Origin of the sequence: Allofournierella sp. (genome assembly GCF_048388525.1) — a bacterium.
Taxonomy (GTDB): Bacteria; Bacillota; Clostridia; order Oscillospirales; family Ruminococcaceae; genus BQOK01.
This window is the reverse complement of the sequence record NZ_DBGCTQ010000107.1, coordinates 51455-67468: the sequence shown is the minus strand read 5'-3', so window position 1 is coordinate 67468 and position 16014 is coordinate 51455. Positions and strand designations below refer to the sequence as shown.

Annotated in this window: 18 protein-coding genes; 13 read left to right on the top strand and 5 right to left on the bottom strand. The window is 62.1% G+C overall.

Features of this window, described 5'->3' with window-relative positions:
• Positions 1-14 precede the first annotated feature (14 nt).
• The 13 genes from ACMLHZ_RS13110 (at position 15) to ACMLHZ_RS13050 (ending at position 12901) form a co-directional block, all read left to right on the top strand.
• Positions 15-887, top strand: a complete 873-nt coding sequence (locus tag ACMLHZ_RS13110) for an ABC transporter permease (RefSeq protein WP_418668127.1) — start codon at positions 15-17, stop codon at positions 885-887.
• A 20-nt stretch (positions 888-907) separates the two neighbouring features.
• Positions 908-2200 (top strand): polysaccharide ABC transporter ATP-binding protein, encoded by a 1293-nt coding sequence (locus ACMLHZ_RS13105; protein WP_418668126.1) that lies wholly within the window; start codon positions 908-910, stop codon positions 2198-2200.
• A 1-nt stretch (position 2201) separates the two neighbouring features.
• Entirely contained in the window at positions 2202-3194 is a 993-nt protein-coding gene (locus ACMLHZ_RS13100; protein ID WP_418668125.1) for a hypothetical protein, read from the top strand.
• 81 nt (positions 3195-3275) lie between these two features.
• On the top strand, positions 3276-4010 hold the full coding sequence (locus tag ACMLHZ_RS13095) for a 3-deoxy-manno-octulosonate cytidylyltransferase (protein WP_418668124.1): 735 nt from the start codon (positions 3276-3278) through the stop codon (positions 4008-4010).
• A gap of 85 nt (positions 4011-4095) precedes the next feature.
• Positions 4096-5649 carry an aldolase catalytic domain-containing protein gene (locus ACMLHZ_RS13090; RefSeq protein ID WP_418668123.1) on the top strand — a complete coding sequence of 518 codons (1554 nt, stop codon included), beginning with the start codon at positions 4096-4098 and terminating at the stop codon, positions 5647-5649.
• Between the two features lie 5 nt (positions 5650-5654).
• Positions 5655-6179: a KdsC family phosphatase gene (locus ACMLHZ_RS13085; RefSeq protein WP_418668122.1), complete on the top strand. Its 525-nt coding sequence runs from the start codon at positions 5655-5657 to the stop codon at positions 6177-6179.
• Entirely contained in the window at positions 6172-6852 is a 681-nt protein-coding gene (gene araD, locus ACMLHZ_RS13080) for an L-ribulose-5-phosphate 4-epimerase AraD (RefSeq protein ID WP_418668121.1), read from the top strand. Before ACMLHZ_RS13085 ends, araD begins: the two co-directional genes overlap by 8 nt.
• 66 nt (positions 6853-6918) lie before the next feature.
• On the top strand, positions 6919-9069 hold the full coding sequence (locus tag ACMLHZ_RS13075) for a DUF2142 domain-containing protein (protein ID WP_418668120.1): 2151 nt from the start codon (positions 6919-6921) through the stop codon (positions 9067-9069).
• Between the two features lie 19 nt (positions 9070-9088).
• Complete coding sequence (locus tag ACMLHZ_RS13070; protein ID WP_418668119.1) at positions 9089-10156, top strand: glycosyltransferase; 1068 nt, start codon at positions 9089-9091, stop codon at positions 10154-10156.
• Positions 10157-10245: 89 nt separating this feature from the next.
• Positions 10246-11412, top strand: coding sequence for a glycosyltransferase family 4 protein (locus ACMLHZ_RS13065; protein ID WP_418668118.1), 1167 nt, complete (start codon positions 10246-10248; stop codon positions 11410-11412).
• An 8-nt stretch (positions 11413-11420) separates the two neighbouring features.
• On the top strand, positions 11421-12140 hold the full coding sequence (locus ACMLHZ_RS13060) for a glycosyltransferase family 2 protein (protein WP_177562987.1): 720 nt from the start codon (positions 11421-11423) through the stop codon (positions 12138-12140).
• 2 nt (positions 12141-12142) lie between these two features.
• Positions 12143-12520 (top strand): DUF2304 domain-containing protein, encoded by a 378-nt coding sequence (locus tag ACMLHZ_RS13055; protein ID WP_418668117.1) that lies wholly within the window; start codon positions 12143-12145, stop codon positions 12518-12520.
• Positions 12521-12601: 81 nt separating this feature from the next.
• Positions 12602-12901 (top strand): hypothetical protein, encoded by a 300-nt coding sequence (locus ACMLHZ_RS13050; protein WP_177562989.1) that lies wholly within the window; start codon positions 12602-12604, stop codon positions 12899-12901.
• Between the two features lie 83 nt (positions 12902-12984).
• Here the strand turns inward: ACMLHZ_RS13050 and ACMLHZ_RS13045 are convergent, their stop codons facing one another.
• The 5 genes from ACMLHZ_RS13045 to rpsU all read right to left on the bottom strand — a co-directional run bounded on the left by ACMLHZ_RS13045 (position 12985) and on the right by rpsU (position 15906).
• Positions 12985-13443, bottom strand: a complete 459-nt coding sequence (locus ACMLHZ_RS13045) for a CD1247 N-terminal domain-containing protein (RefSeq protein ID WP_418668116.1) — start codon at positions 13441-13443, stop codon at positions 12985-12987.
• A gap of 120 nt (positions 13444-13563) precedes the next feature.
• Positions 13564-14121 carry an elongation factor P gene (gene efp / locus ACMLHZ_RS13040; RefSeq protein ID WP_177562991.1) on the bottom strand — a complete coding sequence of 186 codons (558 nt, stop codon included), beginning with the start codon at positions 14119-14121 and terminating at the stop codon, positions 13564-13566.
• A gap of 140 nt (positions 14122-14261) precedes the next feature.
• On the bottom strand, positions 14262-15113 hold the full coding sequence (locus tag ACMLHZ_RS13035; RefSeq protein ID WP_418668115.1) for a TIM barrel protein: 852 nt from the start codon (positions 15111-15113) through the stop codon (positions 14262-14264).
• Positions 15110-15613, bottom strand: coding sequence for a YqeG family HAD IIIA-type phosphatase (locus ACMLHZ_RS13030; protein WP_418668114.1), 504 nt, complete (start codon positions 15611-15613; stop codon positions 15110-15112). The genes ACMLHZ_RS13035 and ACMLHZ_RS13030 overlap by 4 nt, the downstream gene beginning before the upstream one ends.
• 116 nt (positions 15614-15729) lie before the next feature.
• Complete coding sequence (gene rpsU, locus ACMLHZ_RS13025) at positions 15730-15906, bottom strand: 30S ribosomal protein S21 (protein WP_177521317.1); 177 nt, start codon at positions 15904-15906, stop codon at positions 15730-15732.
• Positions 15907-16014: the final 108 nt, after the last annotated feature.

Here is a 16014-nt window from a genome sequence, read left to right as displayed (position 1 = left end):
AAAGGAGTGTCCCCATGGGCAAAACAAGGCAATCCACCGAATGGACTACCATCATCCGCCCCCGCAGCGGCTGGTTTGATATCGACTTCAGGGATCTGTGGCATTATCGCGACCTGGTGCTTCTGTTTGTCAAGCGCAATTTCACCGTGATGTACAAGCAGACCATCCTGGGGCCGCTGTGGATCCTGCTCAATCCGCTTATCACCACAGTTTTATTCAATGTAATCTTCGGCACCATCGCCGGCCTTCCCACCGAGGGCGCGCCCAGCTTTTTGTTCATCATGGCGGGCAACACCCTCTGGGGCATGTTCGCCTCCTGCATCAACAACACGGCCAACACCTTTGTGGCCAACGCCGGCATGTTCGGCAAGGTCTATTTCCCCCGGCTGGTCACCCCCCTGTCGCAGGTGCTGTCGGCACTGGTGAACTTTTTCATCCAGTTTGCCATGTTCCTGTGCTTCTGGCTGTACTTTTTCTTCCTTGATCCCGGCGCCGGCCGCATTGCCATGACTCTCTGGGCTCTTTACCTTCCCCTCCTGCTGGTGCAGGTCATGATGCTGGGCCTCGGTGTCGGCATCATCGTTTCCAGCCTCACCACCAAATACCGGGATCTCGCCATCGCGGTGGGCTTTGGTGTGCAGCTCTGGATGTACGCCACCCCCGTGGTCTATTCCATGGACAGTCTGTTCAACCAGCCCACCCTGCGCTTGATTGTGAACATCAATCCCATGACCGCGCCCGTGCAGGTGTTCCGCAAGGCCCTGCTGGGCTGCGGCACGGTAAACGTGGGCAGCCTGTGGTGGAGCCTGGGGCTCACCGTCCTGCTGCTGCTGGTGGGGGTCATCCTGTTCAGCCGCATTGAAAAAACCTTTATGGACACGGTATAAACCGGGAGGAACACACGCATATGGCATTACAAAGCACCGCCCGGGAGCCTGTGATCCAGGTAACCGGCCTGAAAAAGCAGTATCGCCTCGGCCAGATCGGCGGCGGCACCCTCACCGCAGACCTGCAAAGCTGGTGGGCCCGCAAGCGCGGCAAAGAGGATCCCAACGTCAAAATCGGCACCGACACCCGCCTGTTCGGCCAGACCTTCATGGCCCTCAACGGCGTGGACCTGACCGTTTACAAGGGCGAGGCCCTGGGCATCATCGGCCGCAACGGGGCAGGTAAATCCACTCTTTTAAAACTGCTCAGCCGCATCACCGCCCCTACTGAGGGCGAAATCCGGCTCAAGGGCCGCATTGCCAGCATGCTGGAGGTGGGCACCGGCTTCAACAACGAGATGACCGGCCGCGAGAATATCTATATGAACGGCACCATCCTGGGCATGACCCGGGCCGAAGTGGACGCCAAGCTGGATCAGATCATTGAATTCTCCGAATGCGGCGATTTCATCGACACCCCGGTCAAGCGCTATTCCAGCGGCATGTTCGTCAAGCTGGCCTTCGCGGTGGCCGCCCATCTCGACTCCGAGATCATGGTCATGGACGAGGTCCTGGCGGTGGGCGACATGAAATTCCAGCAAAAATGCCTGGGCAAAATGAGCGATGTGGCCGGCCAGGAGGGCCGCACGGTCCTCTATGTCAGCCACAACATGAGCACCATCCGCCAGCTGTGCACCCGCTGCATCGTGCTGAACCAGGGCAAGGTCATCTTCGACGGCAATGTGGAGGACGCCATCGCCATTTACATGGATACCACCGACGTGAATGTGACCCATTACGACCTGCGGGACTCGGGGCGCCTCACCCAGAACTCCGGTGTACGCTTTTTCCTGGAAGAACTGAACTTCCCCGGCAAGGAGAGCAGCGTGTTCCGCACCACCGAGCCCGTCCGGGTGGAACTGAAATGGCATGTGAGCGAGCCCTTCTCGGGGGTCAACCTGAAGTTCAACCTGCACTTCCGCGACAGCAGCCCGGTGGGCATCACCCATCCGGTGGATCTCGGCCCCTGCGAGCCCGGCCGCACCTACACCACCACTGTCACGTTTGACCCGGCCCTCCTGGGCGAGGGGCAGTACCATTTTTTTGTGGACGTCTTCGAAAAGACCCTGGCCAGCTCGGTCTGCCTGGATAAACCCAACCAGGAATTCGCCTTCGAGGTGGTGAACACCGACCTCACCATTCCCGAGTGGTCGGCGGGCTGGGGCCGCATCCACTTCCCGCCTCTCGCCATCGAGAGCCGGCAGGAGCTTTGAAATGAAGCGCGAGCTGTATCTCTGCCATACCCCTTATCAGGTGCTGGTGGAGCTGTGCCGCGCCATGCGCGCGGCACAAAAGCCCGATCTGATCCTGAGCTGTTCGGTGCCCGGCGCCCAGCCCCTGGCCGAACGGCTCTCCGCCACCGGCCTGTTTGGCTCGGTGCGCTGCTTCAACGAGGAAAAGTGCGGCAGCGCTCTCCAGCGGGGCGCCCTGCGCACCTTGCTTTTGCAGCGCTTTCTCGGCCGCCGCAACGTGGAAAAGCATTACGGCTTTTCCATCGACCCCGCGCTCTACAACAAGGTCTATATCCACAACGACTGGAGCGTGCTGGGCCGCTATCTCCAGGACAAGCACATCCCCTACATCCTCTGCGAGGATACCTTCGCCAGCACCTGCCGGCCCTCCCATCCTCTCATTGACCAGCAGCGGGCGGCGCCCTGGTTCCGCCTGCGGCAGGCGATCGGCTATGGGTACCTCTACTGGGGCGACTGGAAAGGGGTGGCCGCCGTGGAAACCGAGTGCGCCCGCCGCACCCCCCTGTTTGCGGAAAAGCTGGCCGAGCACTCCAAGGCGGCTCTCTTCCACTCCCTCACCGGCCCCCAGAAAGCGCTGATCCGCCAGGTGTTCCTCACTCAGCCCCTGCCCGAAACAGCCGAGGGCGCGGTGCTGTTTTTGCCCCGGGATTTCGCGGCCGAAGGCCTTCTGGACGCCAACGTCCAAAAGCGCATGTTCCTGGCCGTGGCTGGGGAATACTGCAAGGGTGGGCCCCTCTTTGTCAAGGCCCACCCCCGCGACGCCACCGATTATGGGGCCCTGTTTCCCGGCGCCGTCATCCTGGAGCGCACCATGCCCAGCGAGGTGCTCAATTTTGCGCTTCCCTTCCGCTTTGCCCGCGCCGTCACGGTGGAGTCCACCGTGCTCAAAAGCCTGGAAGTGGCGGACGAAGCCCTGGAGCTCACCCTCCGCCAGGCGCTGGCCCTTTTAACCTGAATTTTCTCCTTTTTTCTGTCTTTTTTGAAAAATTCCACGCCGCCGCCCCGTTGTATGGGCAGCGGGGCAAGGAGGCCCTTTATGAAGATCCTCGGCGTGATCCCCGCCCGCTATCAGTCCAGCCGGCTGCCGGGCAAGCCCCTGGCGGACATTCTCGGCAAGCCTATGCTCTGGTGGGTCTACCGGGCCGCCAGCCGCTGTGCGCGCCTCGACGGCCTGGTCGTCGCCACCGACGACGAGCGCATTTTAAAGGTGTGCGCCGGGCTCGGCCTGCAGGCGGTCATGACCAGCCCCGACCACGACACCCCCACCGCCCGCATCCACGAGGTCAGCACCCGCCTGGACGCCGATCTCTATCTGCAGATCATGGGGGACGAGCCTCTCATCGATCCGCGGGCGCTCGATCTGATCCTGCCGGCCGAGCTGCCCGCCGACCCATTCTATGTGGCGGGCGTGACCAACCGCATGGACCACCCGGCGGATGTGATCGACTTCTCCAACCAAAAAGTAGCCTGCAACGCCCGCCGCGAGATCCTCATGATCAGCCGCAGCCCCATCCCCTACCCCAAGGGCACACTGGATTTCGAATACGAAAAGATCACCGGCATCCAGCTGTTCTCAAAGCAGGCCCTGGCCTTTTACGCCGCCACCCCCAAAAGCGCGCTGGAAAAGGCCGAGGAAAACGACCTGATGCGCTTTATCGAAAACGGTCACACGGTGCACGCGGTGCTCTCCCCCTACAAGACCGTCTCGGTAGACACCCCCAAGGACCTGGATGTGGTGTGCAAGATTTTGAAAGAACGCGGGGCGGTGTGACCCCCGCTTTCCCCTTTTGCGGTATAACCCTTCCCGGCGGCGTCTGCGGGCCGCCCCCTTGCCATTCGGCAGAAAGGACAATGCTATGCAAAACATCCGTTTGCTGGACTGCACCTTGCGGGACGGCGGCTATATCAACGACTGGAACTTCGGCTTTGAAAACATCCGCGACATCGTGTCCAGCCTCACCCGCGCCGGGGTTGACATCGTGGAAGTGGGCTTTCTGCGCAATGTGGACCACGATCCCGACCGCACCCGCTGGAATACCATCAAGGAACTCAAAAGCATCCTGCCCGCCGACCGGCGCGGCGTGATGTTCAGCGGCATGGCCCTGCACAACTTTTACAACATCGACAAGCTCGAACCCTGGGACGGCACCGGCATCGACCTGATCCGGGTCACCTTCCATGACTACGACATCACCGAAGGCCTGGAGTTCTGCCGCAAGGCCCAGGAAAAGGGCTATAAGATCAGCTGCAACCCCATCAACATCATGGGCTATTCAGACGAGGGCGTGCTCTGGCTGGTGGAGCAGGTGAACAAGCTCCACCCCTTTGCCTTCTCCATCGTCGATACCTTCGGCAGCATGCACCAGCAGGACCTGGACCGCATCGTCAGCCTGGTCGACAATAACCTCGCCAAGGACATCTCCCTCGGCCTGCACCTGCACGAGAACATGGCCCAGAGCTTCAGCCTGGCCCAGAGCTTTTTGAACAAGCACCTGGTAGGCCGGGACGTCACGGTGGACGCCAGCCTTCTGGGCATGGGCCGCACCCCCGGTAACCTGTGCATCGAGCTCATGGCCGATTATCTGAACCTGAATTTCGGCAAGCAGTACGACATCGACTGTATGCTGGACGCCATCCAGGACCACATTCTGCCCATCCGGGAAAAAGAACCCTGGGGCTACTCACCCCCCTATTTTCTCTCGGCCCGTTATAACCTGCACCGCAATTACGCCGAGCACTTCCTCTCCAAGGGCGATCTCTCCAACCGGGACATCAATCATCTGCTCAGCCGCATCGCGCCCGAAAAAAAGACCGCGTTCGATGCCTCCTACGCAGACGAGCTGTACGCGGCCTACAAGGACCACCGGATCAACGACGCCGCGGCCCGCGCCTCCCTGCAAAAAAAGCTGGCGGGCCGCACCGTGCTTTGCCTTGCTCCCGGCGCCTCGCTCAGCACCCACAAATCTCAGATCGAGGCCTACATCGCCGCCGAGCGGCCGCTGGTAATCGCGGCCAACTTTATCCCCGCGGATTTTTCCGCCGACTATGCCTTTTTCACCAGCGGCAAGCGGTTCGAAAAGCTCGCCGCGCCGCCCTGCCCGGTGCTCGCCACCTCCAACATCGCCGGCAAGGCGGACTATGTTCTCGACTATAACAGCCTGGCGGGCGCTTTCCAGCTCGGCAGCAACAGCCTGGTCATGCTGTTGCACCTTCTGGCGGACCTCGGCATCCGGGAGGCGGCCCTCGCGGGCGCCGACGGCTACGGCCCCGACGGCGAAAACTATGCCGACAAGCGCATGAAGAACCACACTCCCCGCGGGTCTGAGTACAACGCCGCCATGGCAAAGGCCATCCGCGCGCAGGGCCTCAACCTGCGCTTCATCACCCCCAGCCATTACGAAAAGGAGTGAGCCGGATGCTGCCCATCAAGCTGCTGGTGCTGGACGTGGACGGCACCCTGACCGACGGCGGGCTCTACCTGGATTCCACCGGGAACGAAATGAAAAAGTTCTCGGTGCGGGACGGCGCCGGCCTTGTGCTGGCGCGCGCCGCAGGCATCCGGGTCATGATCCTCACCGGTCGCGAGAGCGAGCCGGTGCGCCGCCGGGCCGCCGAGCTGCACCTCGAGTGGTGCGTGCAGAATTGCAAGGATAAGCGCACCTATCTGTCGGCCTTTCTGGCAGAGCAGGGCCTCTCCAAAGAACAGGCCGCCTATGTGGGCGACGACTGGAACGACCTGGCCGCCATGCAGCTGTGCGGCTTTGTGGCCTGCCCGGCCAACGCCGCCCCCGAAGTGGTCGCCCTGGCCGATTACGTGTGCCCCCAAAAGGGGGGCGAGGGCGCGGTGCGGGGCGCGGTGGAATATCTGCTGCGGGGCGCCGGCCTGTTCGAAACCACTTTAAAAACCGCCTTCGGCGCGGAGGTACCCTCCCATGTATGAAGCTCTGAAACAGGCCGTGTTCAAGGCAAACCTCGCGCTGCCCAAGGCAAACCTCTGCCTGGCCACCTGGGGCAATGCCAGCCAGGCAGACCGGGGCGCCGGGGTGTTCGCCATCAAGCCCTCGGGGGTCGATTATCAGGCCCTCACCCCCGCCGATCTGGTGGTCCTGCGCCTTGCGGACGGCGCAGTGGTGGAAGGCACGCTGCGCCCCTCGTCCGACACCGCCACCCATCTGGAGCTCTACCGCGCCTTTCCCGAGGTGTGCGGCGTAGTGCACACCCACAGCCGGTGGGCCACCATCTTTGCGCAGGCCGGGCGCAGCATCCCGGCTCTCGGCACCACCCACGCCGATACCTTTTACGGCCCGGTGCCCTGCGCCCGCGCCCTCACGCAGGAGGAGATCGAATCCGGGTACGAGCGCAATACCGGCCTTGTGCTGGCGGCGGCCTGCCCGGCGCACGCCGCGATCCCCGCCGGCCTTGTAAAAGGGCACGGCCCTTTCACCTGGGGCAAAAGCGCAGCGGCGGCGGTCCAGCATGCGATCATTCTCGAGGAGGTTGCCATGATGGCATACCACACCCTCGCGCTGGGCGGCGCCCCGGTGGATCAATATCTGCTGGATAAGCACTATCTCCGCAAGCACGGTCCCGGCGCGTATTACGGCCAGGGCTGAACCTCCCCCGTTTTGAAAAATCACTTTGCGCGAAAACAAAACTGCGGAAAGGTTTTTATACACTTTATGAAACAGTTTACCGCACAGCTCAAACAGCACCGGCGCATCCTTCTGTGCGTTCTCGCGTGCCTGGCGGCGTTTTCCGTGTTTGCCGCCGTCTGGCTCACCAACATCCGGGGCCAGGGCGAGAAGAGCTCGGGCTGGGCCATCAACGATCAGTTCCACAGCTATGTGCCGGTGGAACAGCAGCTGGTGCAGGAGTTCACCTGTGACCGCGATCTGTATGCCCTCAGCTTTGTGCTGGCCGCCCAGGATGTGCAAACGCCCCCCGAGGGCACCCTGGACCTTGTTCTGGAAGACGTGGACACCGGCAAGGTGCTGGCCCGCTCCCAGGGTGAGCTGCGCTACATCTACAACGGCTGGGACGCCTATTACACCACCCTTGGGCTCGATGCCCCGGTGGAACTGCCCAGCGCCGGGCAGCGGCATTACCGGGTCACCCTCACCCCCCATTACACCGGCGAGGGCCGCCTTGTGGCCGGCTACGAAGAGGGGGGGGCGCCGGCCGGCGTCTCCCTCACAGCGGACGGCAAACCGGTAAACGGCACCCTGGCCCTCAAGGGCACGCAGGCGCGGGTGGGCGGTTTTCTCACCGCCTTTTACTGGTTTATCGCCCTGGGCTGCATCGCCTTTCTCGGCGCCGCCACCTGGTTCGTTGCGGGCAAAAAGCTGCCGCTGCACCGGCTGGTGTTCCTGCTCATCCTGGGGCTGGGGCTTCTCTACAACCTGGTGCTTCCTCCCTATGCCGCGCCGGACGAGACGTTTCACATCAACCAGAGCTTCAGCCTGGCAAGCTCGGTCTACAACCCCTATCTGCCGGTGGGCAAGGTTCCCCTGCACGAATCCCTGCACCGCCCCTCGGACCAGGACCCCCTTCTGCAGGACGGCTATACCACCGTGTTCACCTGGCAGCGCATGGCAAAGCTTGCGGGCGAGCGCAATACCGATGCCTGGGGCGTGACCCCCAACCGCAATTCCCCCCAGGCCGACAACAGCTATACCCTGTATCTTGTCAGTTCCGCGGCGGTGCTGCTCTGCTTTTACCTGCGGGTCGGGTTTGTGGGGGCCCTCTTCGCCGGGCGGCTGGCAAATCTGTTGTTTTTTGCTTTTCTTGCTGCCTGGGCGGTCAAGCGGACGCCGGTGGCAAAATCCGTGTTCGCCCTCTCCGCCCTTCTGCCCATGACCCTGCATCTGGCGGCCTCTTTCAGCCGGGATTCCAACCTTTTGGCCCTGTGCTTTCTATTTTCCGCGGTCATGCTGGATCTGGCCTTCGGCCCGCGTGAGCGCCTGGGCTGGAAGCAGCTGCTCCTCCCGGCCGTGCTGGGCGTGGTCATCGCCCCCAGCAAGCTCGTGTATCTGCCGTTGATCGCGCTGGTGTTCCTCATCCCCGCCGTGCGGCTGGGGCGGTACTCCAGGCTGCTCAAGGCCGGCTTCGTGGTGCTGTGCCTCGCGGCATTTTTGTCCGGGCGCGGGGTCGGGCTCACCTTGGGCGGGTTCATCCAAAGCAGCGGTCAGGCCGCTGAAGGCGCTGTGAGCAGCCAGGCGGCAGAGGGCTTGGCCGGCAGCCAACCCGCCAGCCAGGCACAGCAGGCAGAGCCACCGGAGGTCTTTCCCTCTGAAGCCCCCGGCGGCGAGGCCGCCCCCTCCCTTCCCGATCAGGACCTGGTGTGTTATACCCTCCCCTATATTCTCTCCCACCCGCTGGACACTTTGCAGCTGTGTGTCCGTTCCCTCGTCGAGCTGGGCGACCATTACGTCAAAACTCTGGTGGGGGGTACCCTGAGCTACTTCAACACCAGCAAAGATTTAAACATTGCCTGGACCTTCGTGGCGGCACTGTACCTCCTCCTGGCTCTCGCGTGGCTCTGCCCGGACCAGGTCGTTCTGCCCGGGCGCGCCAAAGCCCTCTGCCTTTTCTCTGCGCTTGTCTGCTGCGGCCTTGCCGTGGTGGGCTGCATTTCCTGGACTCCCACCTATTACACCGTTATCTATGGCTTCCAGGGCCGTTATCTCCTTCCGGTGCTGCCCCTGCTGCTCTCGGTGCGGCCAAAGCGCCTCGCCCTCAGGGCAGACTGCAGCTATGGCCTCGTGTACGCCGCGGTCCTGGTGGGTCTCGGTGCGCTGCTCAACGCTTTCCTGGCCGTCGTGGCCCGCTAACAGAAAGGGATTTTTGTCCATGCAAGATTACCAACAAGTGCCGCTCATCATCCCCAGCCTCGAGCCGGACGAAAAGCTGCCCCGCCTGCTGGAGCAGCTCAAGGCCGCGGGCATCCAAAACATCGTCCTGGTGGACGACGGCAGCGGCCCCGAATACGCCCCTTTTTTTGCAGACGCCGCCAGCCGTCACGGCTGCGTGGTGCTGCGCCATGCGGTCAACCTGGGCAAGGGGCGCGCGCTCAAGACCGCCTTCAATTACTGCCTCAACACCTGGCCAAACGCAGTGGGCTGCGTCACCGCCGACTCGGACGGCCAGCACACCCCCGCCTGCATCCTGCGGGTCATGGAGGCTTTGTGCCAGCATCCGGACTCCCTTGTTCTGGGCGTGCGGGATTTTTCCGGCAAGGACGTGCCCGCCCGCTCCAGCTTCGGCAACCGGATCACCTGCGGGGTCTTCCGCTTCCTGGTGGGCCTGACCATCAGCGACACCCAGACCGGCCTGCGGGCCGTGCCCACGGGCTATATGCGCGCGCTGCTTCAAAGCAAGGGCGAGCGCTTTGAGTTCGAGAGCAACATGCTCATCGACACCAAGGAAAACGAGGTTCCCATTCTGGAAGTCCCCATCGAAACCGTCTACATCGAGGAAAACCGTACCAGCCACTTCCATCCCCTGCGCGATTCTGCCCGCATCTACGCTGTATTCGGAAAATTCCTCTTCTCCTCGCTGTCCTCCAGTGTGGTCGACATCTGCCTGTTTACCCTGTTCTGCGCCTTGCTGGGCGGCATGCTGCCCGTGTCATTGTACATCACCGTGCCCACCGTGCTGGCCCGGATCATCTCGGCCACTTACAATTACCTGCTGAACTACAGGGTGGTCTTCAAAAGCAAAGAGGGGCACGGCATGGCCGCCGCAAAGTACGTTGCGCTGGCCGTGGTGCAGATGGCCTGTTCCGCCCTGCTTGTGAGCGTATTATACCACTGGGTCGCCGGCGGCGAGGTGCTCATCAAGATCTGTGTGGACGTGCTTTTGTTTTTCATCAGCTTCCAGATCCAGCGGGAATTCGTCTACAAACACAAAAAGACCTGACGCGCAGCCTTCCCCGGCGCTGCTGCGCGCTTTTGGGCCGCGCCCGCCCGGCGCGGCCTTTCAGTCTATTGGAAAGGAGTGGGCCGCCTGTGACCATCTGCTTTTTCTCCGCCCAATACCTGCCCACCGTGGGCGGGGTCGAGCGCTACACCTATAACCTGGCGCGTCGGCTGGCGGCAGCCGGTCACAAAGCGCTTGTGGTCACCAGCGCCCTTCCCGGCCTGCCCCAGCGGGAAACGGTGCCGGAGGGGATCGGGGTGTTCCGCCTGCCCGTGTGGCAGCTCATGCAGGGGCGCTTTCCGGTCCTCAAGCCCGGCAAAGCCCTCAAGGCTGCCGCCGCGCCGGTCTGGGCGCAGGAAATTGACCTGTGCATTATCAACACCAGGTTTTATGTATTAAGTTTATACGCTGCGTATCAATGCGACAGGCGCGGCATCCCGCATCTTGTAGTGGATCATTCCACCGGCCACCTCCCTATGGGCAGCGCCCTGCTGAACGCGGCCGGCTCTGCGTACGAACATCTGGCGGCCGCCTTTTTAAAACGTCACTGCCGCCGTTTTTTCGGGGTGAGCCAGGCGGTGTGCCGGTGGCTGGGGCATTTTGGCATCCAGGCTGAAGGGCAGCTCTACAACGCGGTGGACCCGGCCGAGGTTCGCCAGCTTGCCGCCGCACCGGGCGCGGTGGACTGGCGGGCGCGCCTCGGGCTCAGCCCCGGCTGCCGTCTGGTGGTTTCTCTGGGCCGCCTCATCCCGGAAAAGGGGGTACCCGAGCTCATCGAGGCCTTCCGCCGCGCCGCGCCCCCGAATGCCGCCCTGGTGGTGGCGGGCGACGGGCCGCTGCTGGCAAAGCTGCAGCAGGCGCCTGTCCCCGGCGTATACCTTTTGGGGTCGGTCCCCTATGCCCAGGCAATGCAGCTGCTGGCCCAAAGCCAGCTCTATTGCCTTCCCACCTATTATGCCGAGGGCTTTCCCACCACCTTTCTCGAGGCGGCGGCCTGCGGCTGTCCCATCCTCACCACCCGCACCGGCGGCAGCAGCGAGCTTCTGCCGGACGAAAGCTACGGCATTCAATTGGACGGGCCGGACCCCGGCCCGCTCTCCCAGGCGCTCGCCGGCGCCCTTGCCCGCGAGGGGTGGCGTCTTGCCGCCGCCCAAAAAACGGCCTCGCGCCTGGAAGCGCTCTTTACCTGGGACGCAGTGGCCGCCCAGGTGGAACAACTTGCCCGCACGGCGTGCGAACAACAAAAAAAAGGATGACGTTGCTCATGGCAAAATTGCTCATTGTGATCCCCGCCTACAACGAGGAAGAAAACATCGTTCAGGTGGTCGGGCAGCTGGCCGCTGTCTGCCCCCAATACGATTATGTGGTGGTCAACGACGGCAGCCGGGACCGCACGGCGGCGCTCTGCCGCCAGCACGGCTTCCGGCTCATTGATCTGCCCATCAATCTGGGGCTTGCCGGCGCATTCCAGACCGGCCTGCGCTACGCGGCAGAAAATGGTTACGACTGCGCTCTCCAGTTCGACGCGGACGGCCAGCACTGTCCCGAGTATATCCAGCCCATGCTGGACCTGCTGGAGCAAGGGGCCGACATTGTGATCGGCAGCCGTTTTGTTACGGTCAAAAAGCCCCGCAATCTGCGCATGGTGGGCAGTTATCTCATCAGCTGGGCCATCCGGCTGACCACCCGCAGGGCCATCTGCGACCCCACCAGCGGCATGCGCATGTTCAACCGCGCCATGGTGGAGGAATTTGCCGAAAATCTGAATTACGGCCCCGAGCCGGATACCATCAGCTACCTCATTAAAAACGGCGCGGTGGTCAAGGAGCTCCAGGTCGAAATGCGCGAGCGCACCGCGGGCTCCAGTTATCTGAATTTTGCCCGCAGCGTGGAATATATGTGTAAAATGGGGCTCTCCATCCTGCTCATCCAATGGTTCCGCAAGCGCGACACCGTGACCCCCTATCCGGAAAGGAGCCTGTAAATATGCCGTTTGATATGTCGGTCATTTATCCTTGGTTTTTCCGGCTGCTGCTGATCGCGGGCAGCCTGTGCACCGTGCTGTTCATTCTCAAGCGCATCCGCCATGCCAAGATCCAAATCGAGGACTCGATCTTTTGGTTTATCTTCTCCGGCCTGCTGCTGCTGCTGAGCCTTTTCCCCCAGATCGCTTACTGGGTGGCCGCGCGCCTCGGCTTTATCAGCCCCATCAACGTCGTTTACCTGGCGATCATCTTCTTGCTGCTTATCAAGCAGTTTTTCATGAGCGTGCGGCTCAGCCAGATGGATTCCAAGATCAAGGCGTTGACCCAAAAGGTGGCCCTGAACGAAGAAAAAATCGAGCGGGACCGGCGGGACGACTGACCTGTCCGCCCTTTCTTGTAATGCAGGTCCCAGTGTGCTATAATAAATTATGTATTGATTTAGATGGGAGGGTTCATAACCATGGCATTCACCCCAAAACTGACCTACAAGGGCAAGCCGCTGGTGCGCTGTGGCCGCGAGATCTACTATGGCGACCTGGCCGACCCGTTCGTAATTTTCATGCAGGTGCTCACCACAAAAGAAGAGGGCGGCGCCCAGGTGGCCGACAAACTGCATGTAATGCTCATGAGCACCGACGCCTCCAGGCCTTTGCCGGAGCGCGTGGTCAAACAAAGCAGCAAATCCGGCCTGTACACCGCGCTGGAGATCGGCAGCATGTGGCTGGAGCGCGCGCTGCGGGAAACAGCCCCCGCAAAGTAAGGCAATTCCCCTGAAAAGAACCAAAAGCCCCCGGGACCCTGGTCCCGGGGGCTTTTGCGCGCCTCTCTTTGCAGGCGGAAGTCTTACTCTTTGTCCTCGCTCTCGGGCCCGGCGCAGCCGGCACAGCCCTCGCAGTCCTCGTCGTCGCACTCGGTAAATTCGATTTCAAACTCGGCGCCGCAGTTGCCGCAGCACACCTGCTCGTTCAGCAGGGTGTCCTCGTCCACCACGGTCACAGCGCCGCAGTTGGGGCAGGTCAGCTCGTACTCCACCTCGGCGTCCTCGTCCTCTTCGTCTTCTTCCTCGTCCTCTTCAAGGTCGTCGCCGTAAACATACTCTTCCAGCTCGTCCATATCCTCGTCCATGGCGTCCAGCTCGTCATAGGCCTGGTCCAGATCAGCGTCCAGGTCGGTCACGGTGTCGCACAGCTGGGCCAGCAGCTCGTACATGGCCTTCAGAACCTTGCCTTCTTTCTTGCCCTCGTCGATCTCCAGCCCGTCCATCAGGCCCTTCAGGTATGCAGCTCTCTCGTTCAACTCCATTGTGTTTTCCTCCTTTTGGGGGCGGGCGTGCGCCCTGGCCCCGAATTGTGGGATATGATAAATGGGCGGCGGCTGTGCCGCCGCCCAGCGGGTAGCAGTTCTACCGGGCGGCCAAAAAGCTCAGGCGCGCTCCATATACTCGCCGGTGCGGGTGTCGATGCGGATCTTGTCCCCCTCGTTGATAAACAGGGGCACGCGGATCTCGGCGCCGGTCTCCAGCTTGGCGGGCTTCAGGGTGTTGGTGGCGGTGTTGCCCTTCACGCCGGGCTCGGTCTCCACCACCTCCAGCACCACAAAGTTCGGGGCTTCAATGCCGAACACGCTGCCCTTGTAGCTCAGCACCTTCACGATCTCGTTCTCCTTCACAAAGCGGAACGCGTCGCCCAGGTCCTTCTCGTTGATGGGCACCTGCTCGTAGGTCTCGTTGTCCATGAAGTAGTACAGGTCGCCGTCGCTGTAGCTGTACTGCATCTCGCGCCGCTCAATGTAGGCCGAGGGGAACTTGGCGCTGGGGTTGTAGCTGGTCTCGGTCACTGCGCCCGTGATCACATTCTTGGTCTTGGTGCGCACGAACGCGGCGCCCTTGCCGGGCTTCACGTGCTGGAACTCCACCACCTGGAGAACTTTGCCGTCCTCTTCAAAGGTAACGCCGTTGCGGAACTCGCCTGCTGAAATCATAAAGGATCCTCCATGTTTTTATTGTCTCAAGAAATTCTTGACATATCCGTATGTTATTTTACCGTAACGCGGCCTGTTTTTCAAGGGGTTTTGGGTGAAAAGAAGGCTAAAACCGGCTGTTTTGCGCCATTTCCGGCCGTTCAGCCCAGCTCCCGGTAATACCGCTTCATGGCGGCGGCGTCCTCCGCCTGCGTCCCCGCAGACTCGCAGATCACCACCGGCTCCAGCCCCCGCTCGAAAAACAGCTCCATCAGGGGCTCAAAGGCGGGGCCATACACCGTGTCCGCAAAGGTCAGGTGCTGTTTCTCCCCGCCGGCGGTGTATTCGATCTTGCTGAAATGCACATGAAACCGGCGCGCCCGCCCGTCGCCCAGCGCCTCGCCGATCCGGTCCAGAATGGCCGCGTAATCCGCCTTTGTGCGGATGCACCCCTGATCCCGCGCGTTCAGGTGCCCAAAGTCGATGCAGGGGGTGATGCGTTTGTCCACCCGGCACAGCGCCAGCACCTCGTCCAGAGTCCCCAGCTGCCCCACCTTCCCCATGGTCTCGGGGCAAAGGGTAACCTCGCTGAACCCGGCCTCGTCCACCGCCGCCACCATGCGCCGCATGGTGTCCAGCGCCTTGGCAAGCGCCTGTTCCCGGCTCTGCTTGCCGCAGCTGCCGGAATGAAAAATAACCCGCGTGCCCCCCAGCGCGCGCACCGCGGCCGCGCTTTGCAGGATGTAGTTCAGGCTGTTCAGGCGCTTTTCCTCTTCCATGCTGCTCATGGAGATATAATAGGGCGCGTGCAGGCTGAAATAAACACCGTGCTTTTTCGCCTCGGCCGCAATGGCCTGCGCCTTTTCTTCCTTCAGCCGCACGCCCCGGCCGCACTGGTATTCAAAGGCGTCCAGCCCCATGCCCGCGGTATACGCCGGCACCTCCAGGCTGGTCTTGTGCCCCGCGGCCCGAAAGCTCTCGCTCTCCCCGGCCGTGCCGAAAAAAACGCTCACAGCAGCTTTCCCCCTTTTTTATAATAGCGCCGCAAAAACGGCTGTTCCAGCCTGCGCTTGAACAAAATGCCCCGGTGGGTGTCCGGCGCGCGGGGCGTCACCACCAGTGCCGGAATGCCATATAACGCCCCCGCCAGCCGGTCGGTGAACAGCTGGTCGCCCACAATGGCCATGCGTGCCTTTTCGACCCCGAATTTTTTTTGCGCACGGGCAAGGCCTCCGGGCAGCGGCTTTGCGCTGCCCGCCACAAAATCCAGGCCCAGCCGGGCGGCAAACGGCGCCACCCGCTCTTCGCTGTTGTTGCTGGCGATCATCAGGCCCACGCCCGCCGCCCGCATGGCCTCCAGCCAGCCGGCCACCTCGGCGGGCAGCTCCTGGCTGCCGTGGGCGGTCAGGGTATTGTCCACATCCAGCACCAGGGCGGCGATGCCCCGCTGTGCCAAAAACGCCGGGGTGATCGCCGCAACGCTGGAAAACAGATATTCGGGGGTCAACAGCATGGGGCTGGTCTCTCCTTCCGGGATGCGGCCATCGGCCGTAGAATGAAAATTGGGCGGGCCCTTTCGGACCCGCCCAAACGCATGCACGCTTTTCGCCTTTGTTCCGGCGCCGCAGTTTACTTGTACTTGCGCTTGCGAGCGGCCTCGGACTTCTTCTTGCGGCGCACAGAGGGCTTTTCATAAGCCTCACGCTTGCGAACTTCCGCCAACACGCCGCTGCGGGCGGTGGACCGCTTGAAGCGGCGCAGAGCGCTTTCCAGCGACTCGCCGTCTTTAACGCGAACTTCCGACATCTTACTTCCCTCCCTTGGACCTGAGGCAGGAGTCTCATTGTTCCCCCCTCTAAAAGAAGAAGGGTACCCAACATATCGATTATACTATGCCTCAGGGCATTCTGTCAA

What these genes read in the sequence shown, in the direction of transcription:
- ACMLHZ_RS13110 (WP_418668127.1), top strand. Translation starts at nt 15, where the DNA reads ATGGGCAAAACAAGGCAATCCACCGAATGGACTACCATCATCCGCCCC.
- ACMLHZ_RS13105 (WP_418668126.1), top strand. Translation starts at nt 908, where the DNA reads ATGGCATTACAAAGCACCGCCCGGGAGCCTGTGATCCAGGTAACCGGC.
- ACMLHZ_RS13100 (WP_418668125.1), top strand. Translation starts at nt 2,202, where the DNA reads ATGAAGCGCGAGCTGTATCTCTGCCATACCCCTTATCAGGTGCTGGTG.
- ACMLHZ_RS13095 (WP_418668124.1), top strand. Translation starts at nt 3,276, where the DNA reads ATGAAGATCCTCGGCGTGATCCCCGCCCGCTATCAGTCCAGCCGGCTG.
- ACMLHZ_RS13090 (WP_418668123.1), top strand. Translation starts at nt 4,096, where the DNA reads ATGCAAAACATCCGTTTGCTGGACTGCACCTTGCGGGACGGCGGCTAT.
- ACMLHZ_RS13085 (WP_418668122.1), top strand. Translation starts at nt 5,655, where the DNA reads ATGCTGCCCATCAAGCTGCTGGTGCTGGACGTGGACGGCACCCTGACC.
- araD (WP_418668121.1), top strand. Translation starts at nt 6,172, where the DNA reads ATGTATGAAGCTCTGAAACAGGCCGTGTTCAAGGCAAACCTCGCGCTG.
- ACMLHZ_RS13075 (WP_418668120.1), top strand. Translation starts at nt 6,919, where the DNA reads ATGAAACAGTTTACCGCACAGCTCAAACAGCACCGGCGCATCCTTCTG.
- ACMLHZ_RS13070 (WP_418668119.1), top strand. Translation starts at nt 9,089, where the DNA reads ATGCAAGATTACCAACAAGTGCCGCTCATCATCCCCAGCCTCGAGCCG.
- ACMLHZ_RS13060 (WP_177562987.1), top strand. Translation starts at nt 11,421, where the DNA reads ATGGCAAAATTGCTCATTGTGATCCCCGCCTACAACGAGGAAGAAAAC.
- ACMLHZ_RS13055 (WP_418668117.1), top strand. Translation starts at nt 12,143, where the DNA reads ATGCCGTTTGATATGTCGGTCATTTATCCTTGGTTTTTCCGGCTGCTG.
- ACMLHZ_RS13050 (WP_177562989.1), top strand. Translation starts at nt 12,602, where the DNA reads ATGGCATTCACCCCAAAACTGACCTACAAGGGCAAGCCGCTGGTGCGC.
- ACMLHZ_RS13045 (WP_418668116.1), bottom strand. Translation starts at nt 13,443, where the DNA reads ATGGAGTTGAACGAGAGAGCTGCATACCTGAAGGGCCTGATGGACGGG.
- efp (WP_177562991.1), bottom strand. Translation starts at nt 14,121, where the DNA reads ATGATTTCAGCAGGCGAGTTCCGCAACGGCGTTACCTTTGAAGAGGAC.
- ACMLHZ_RS13030 (WP_418668114.1), bottom strand. Translation starts at nt 15,613, where the DNA reads ATGCTGTTGACCCCCGAATATCTGTTTTCCAGCGTTGCGGCGATCACC.
- rpsU (WP_177521317.1), bottom strand. Translation starts at nt 15,906, where the DNA reads ATGTCGGAAGTTCGCGTTAAAGACGGCGAGTCGCTGGAAAGCGCTCTG.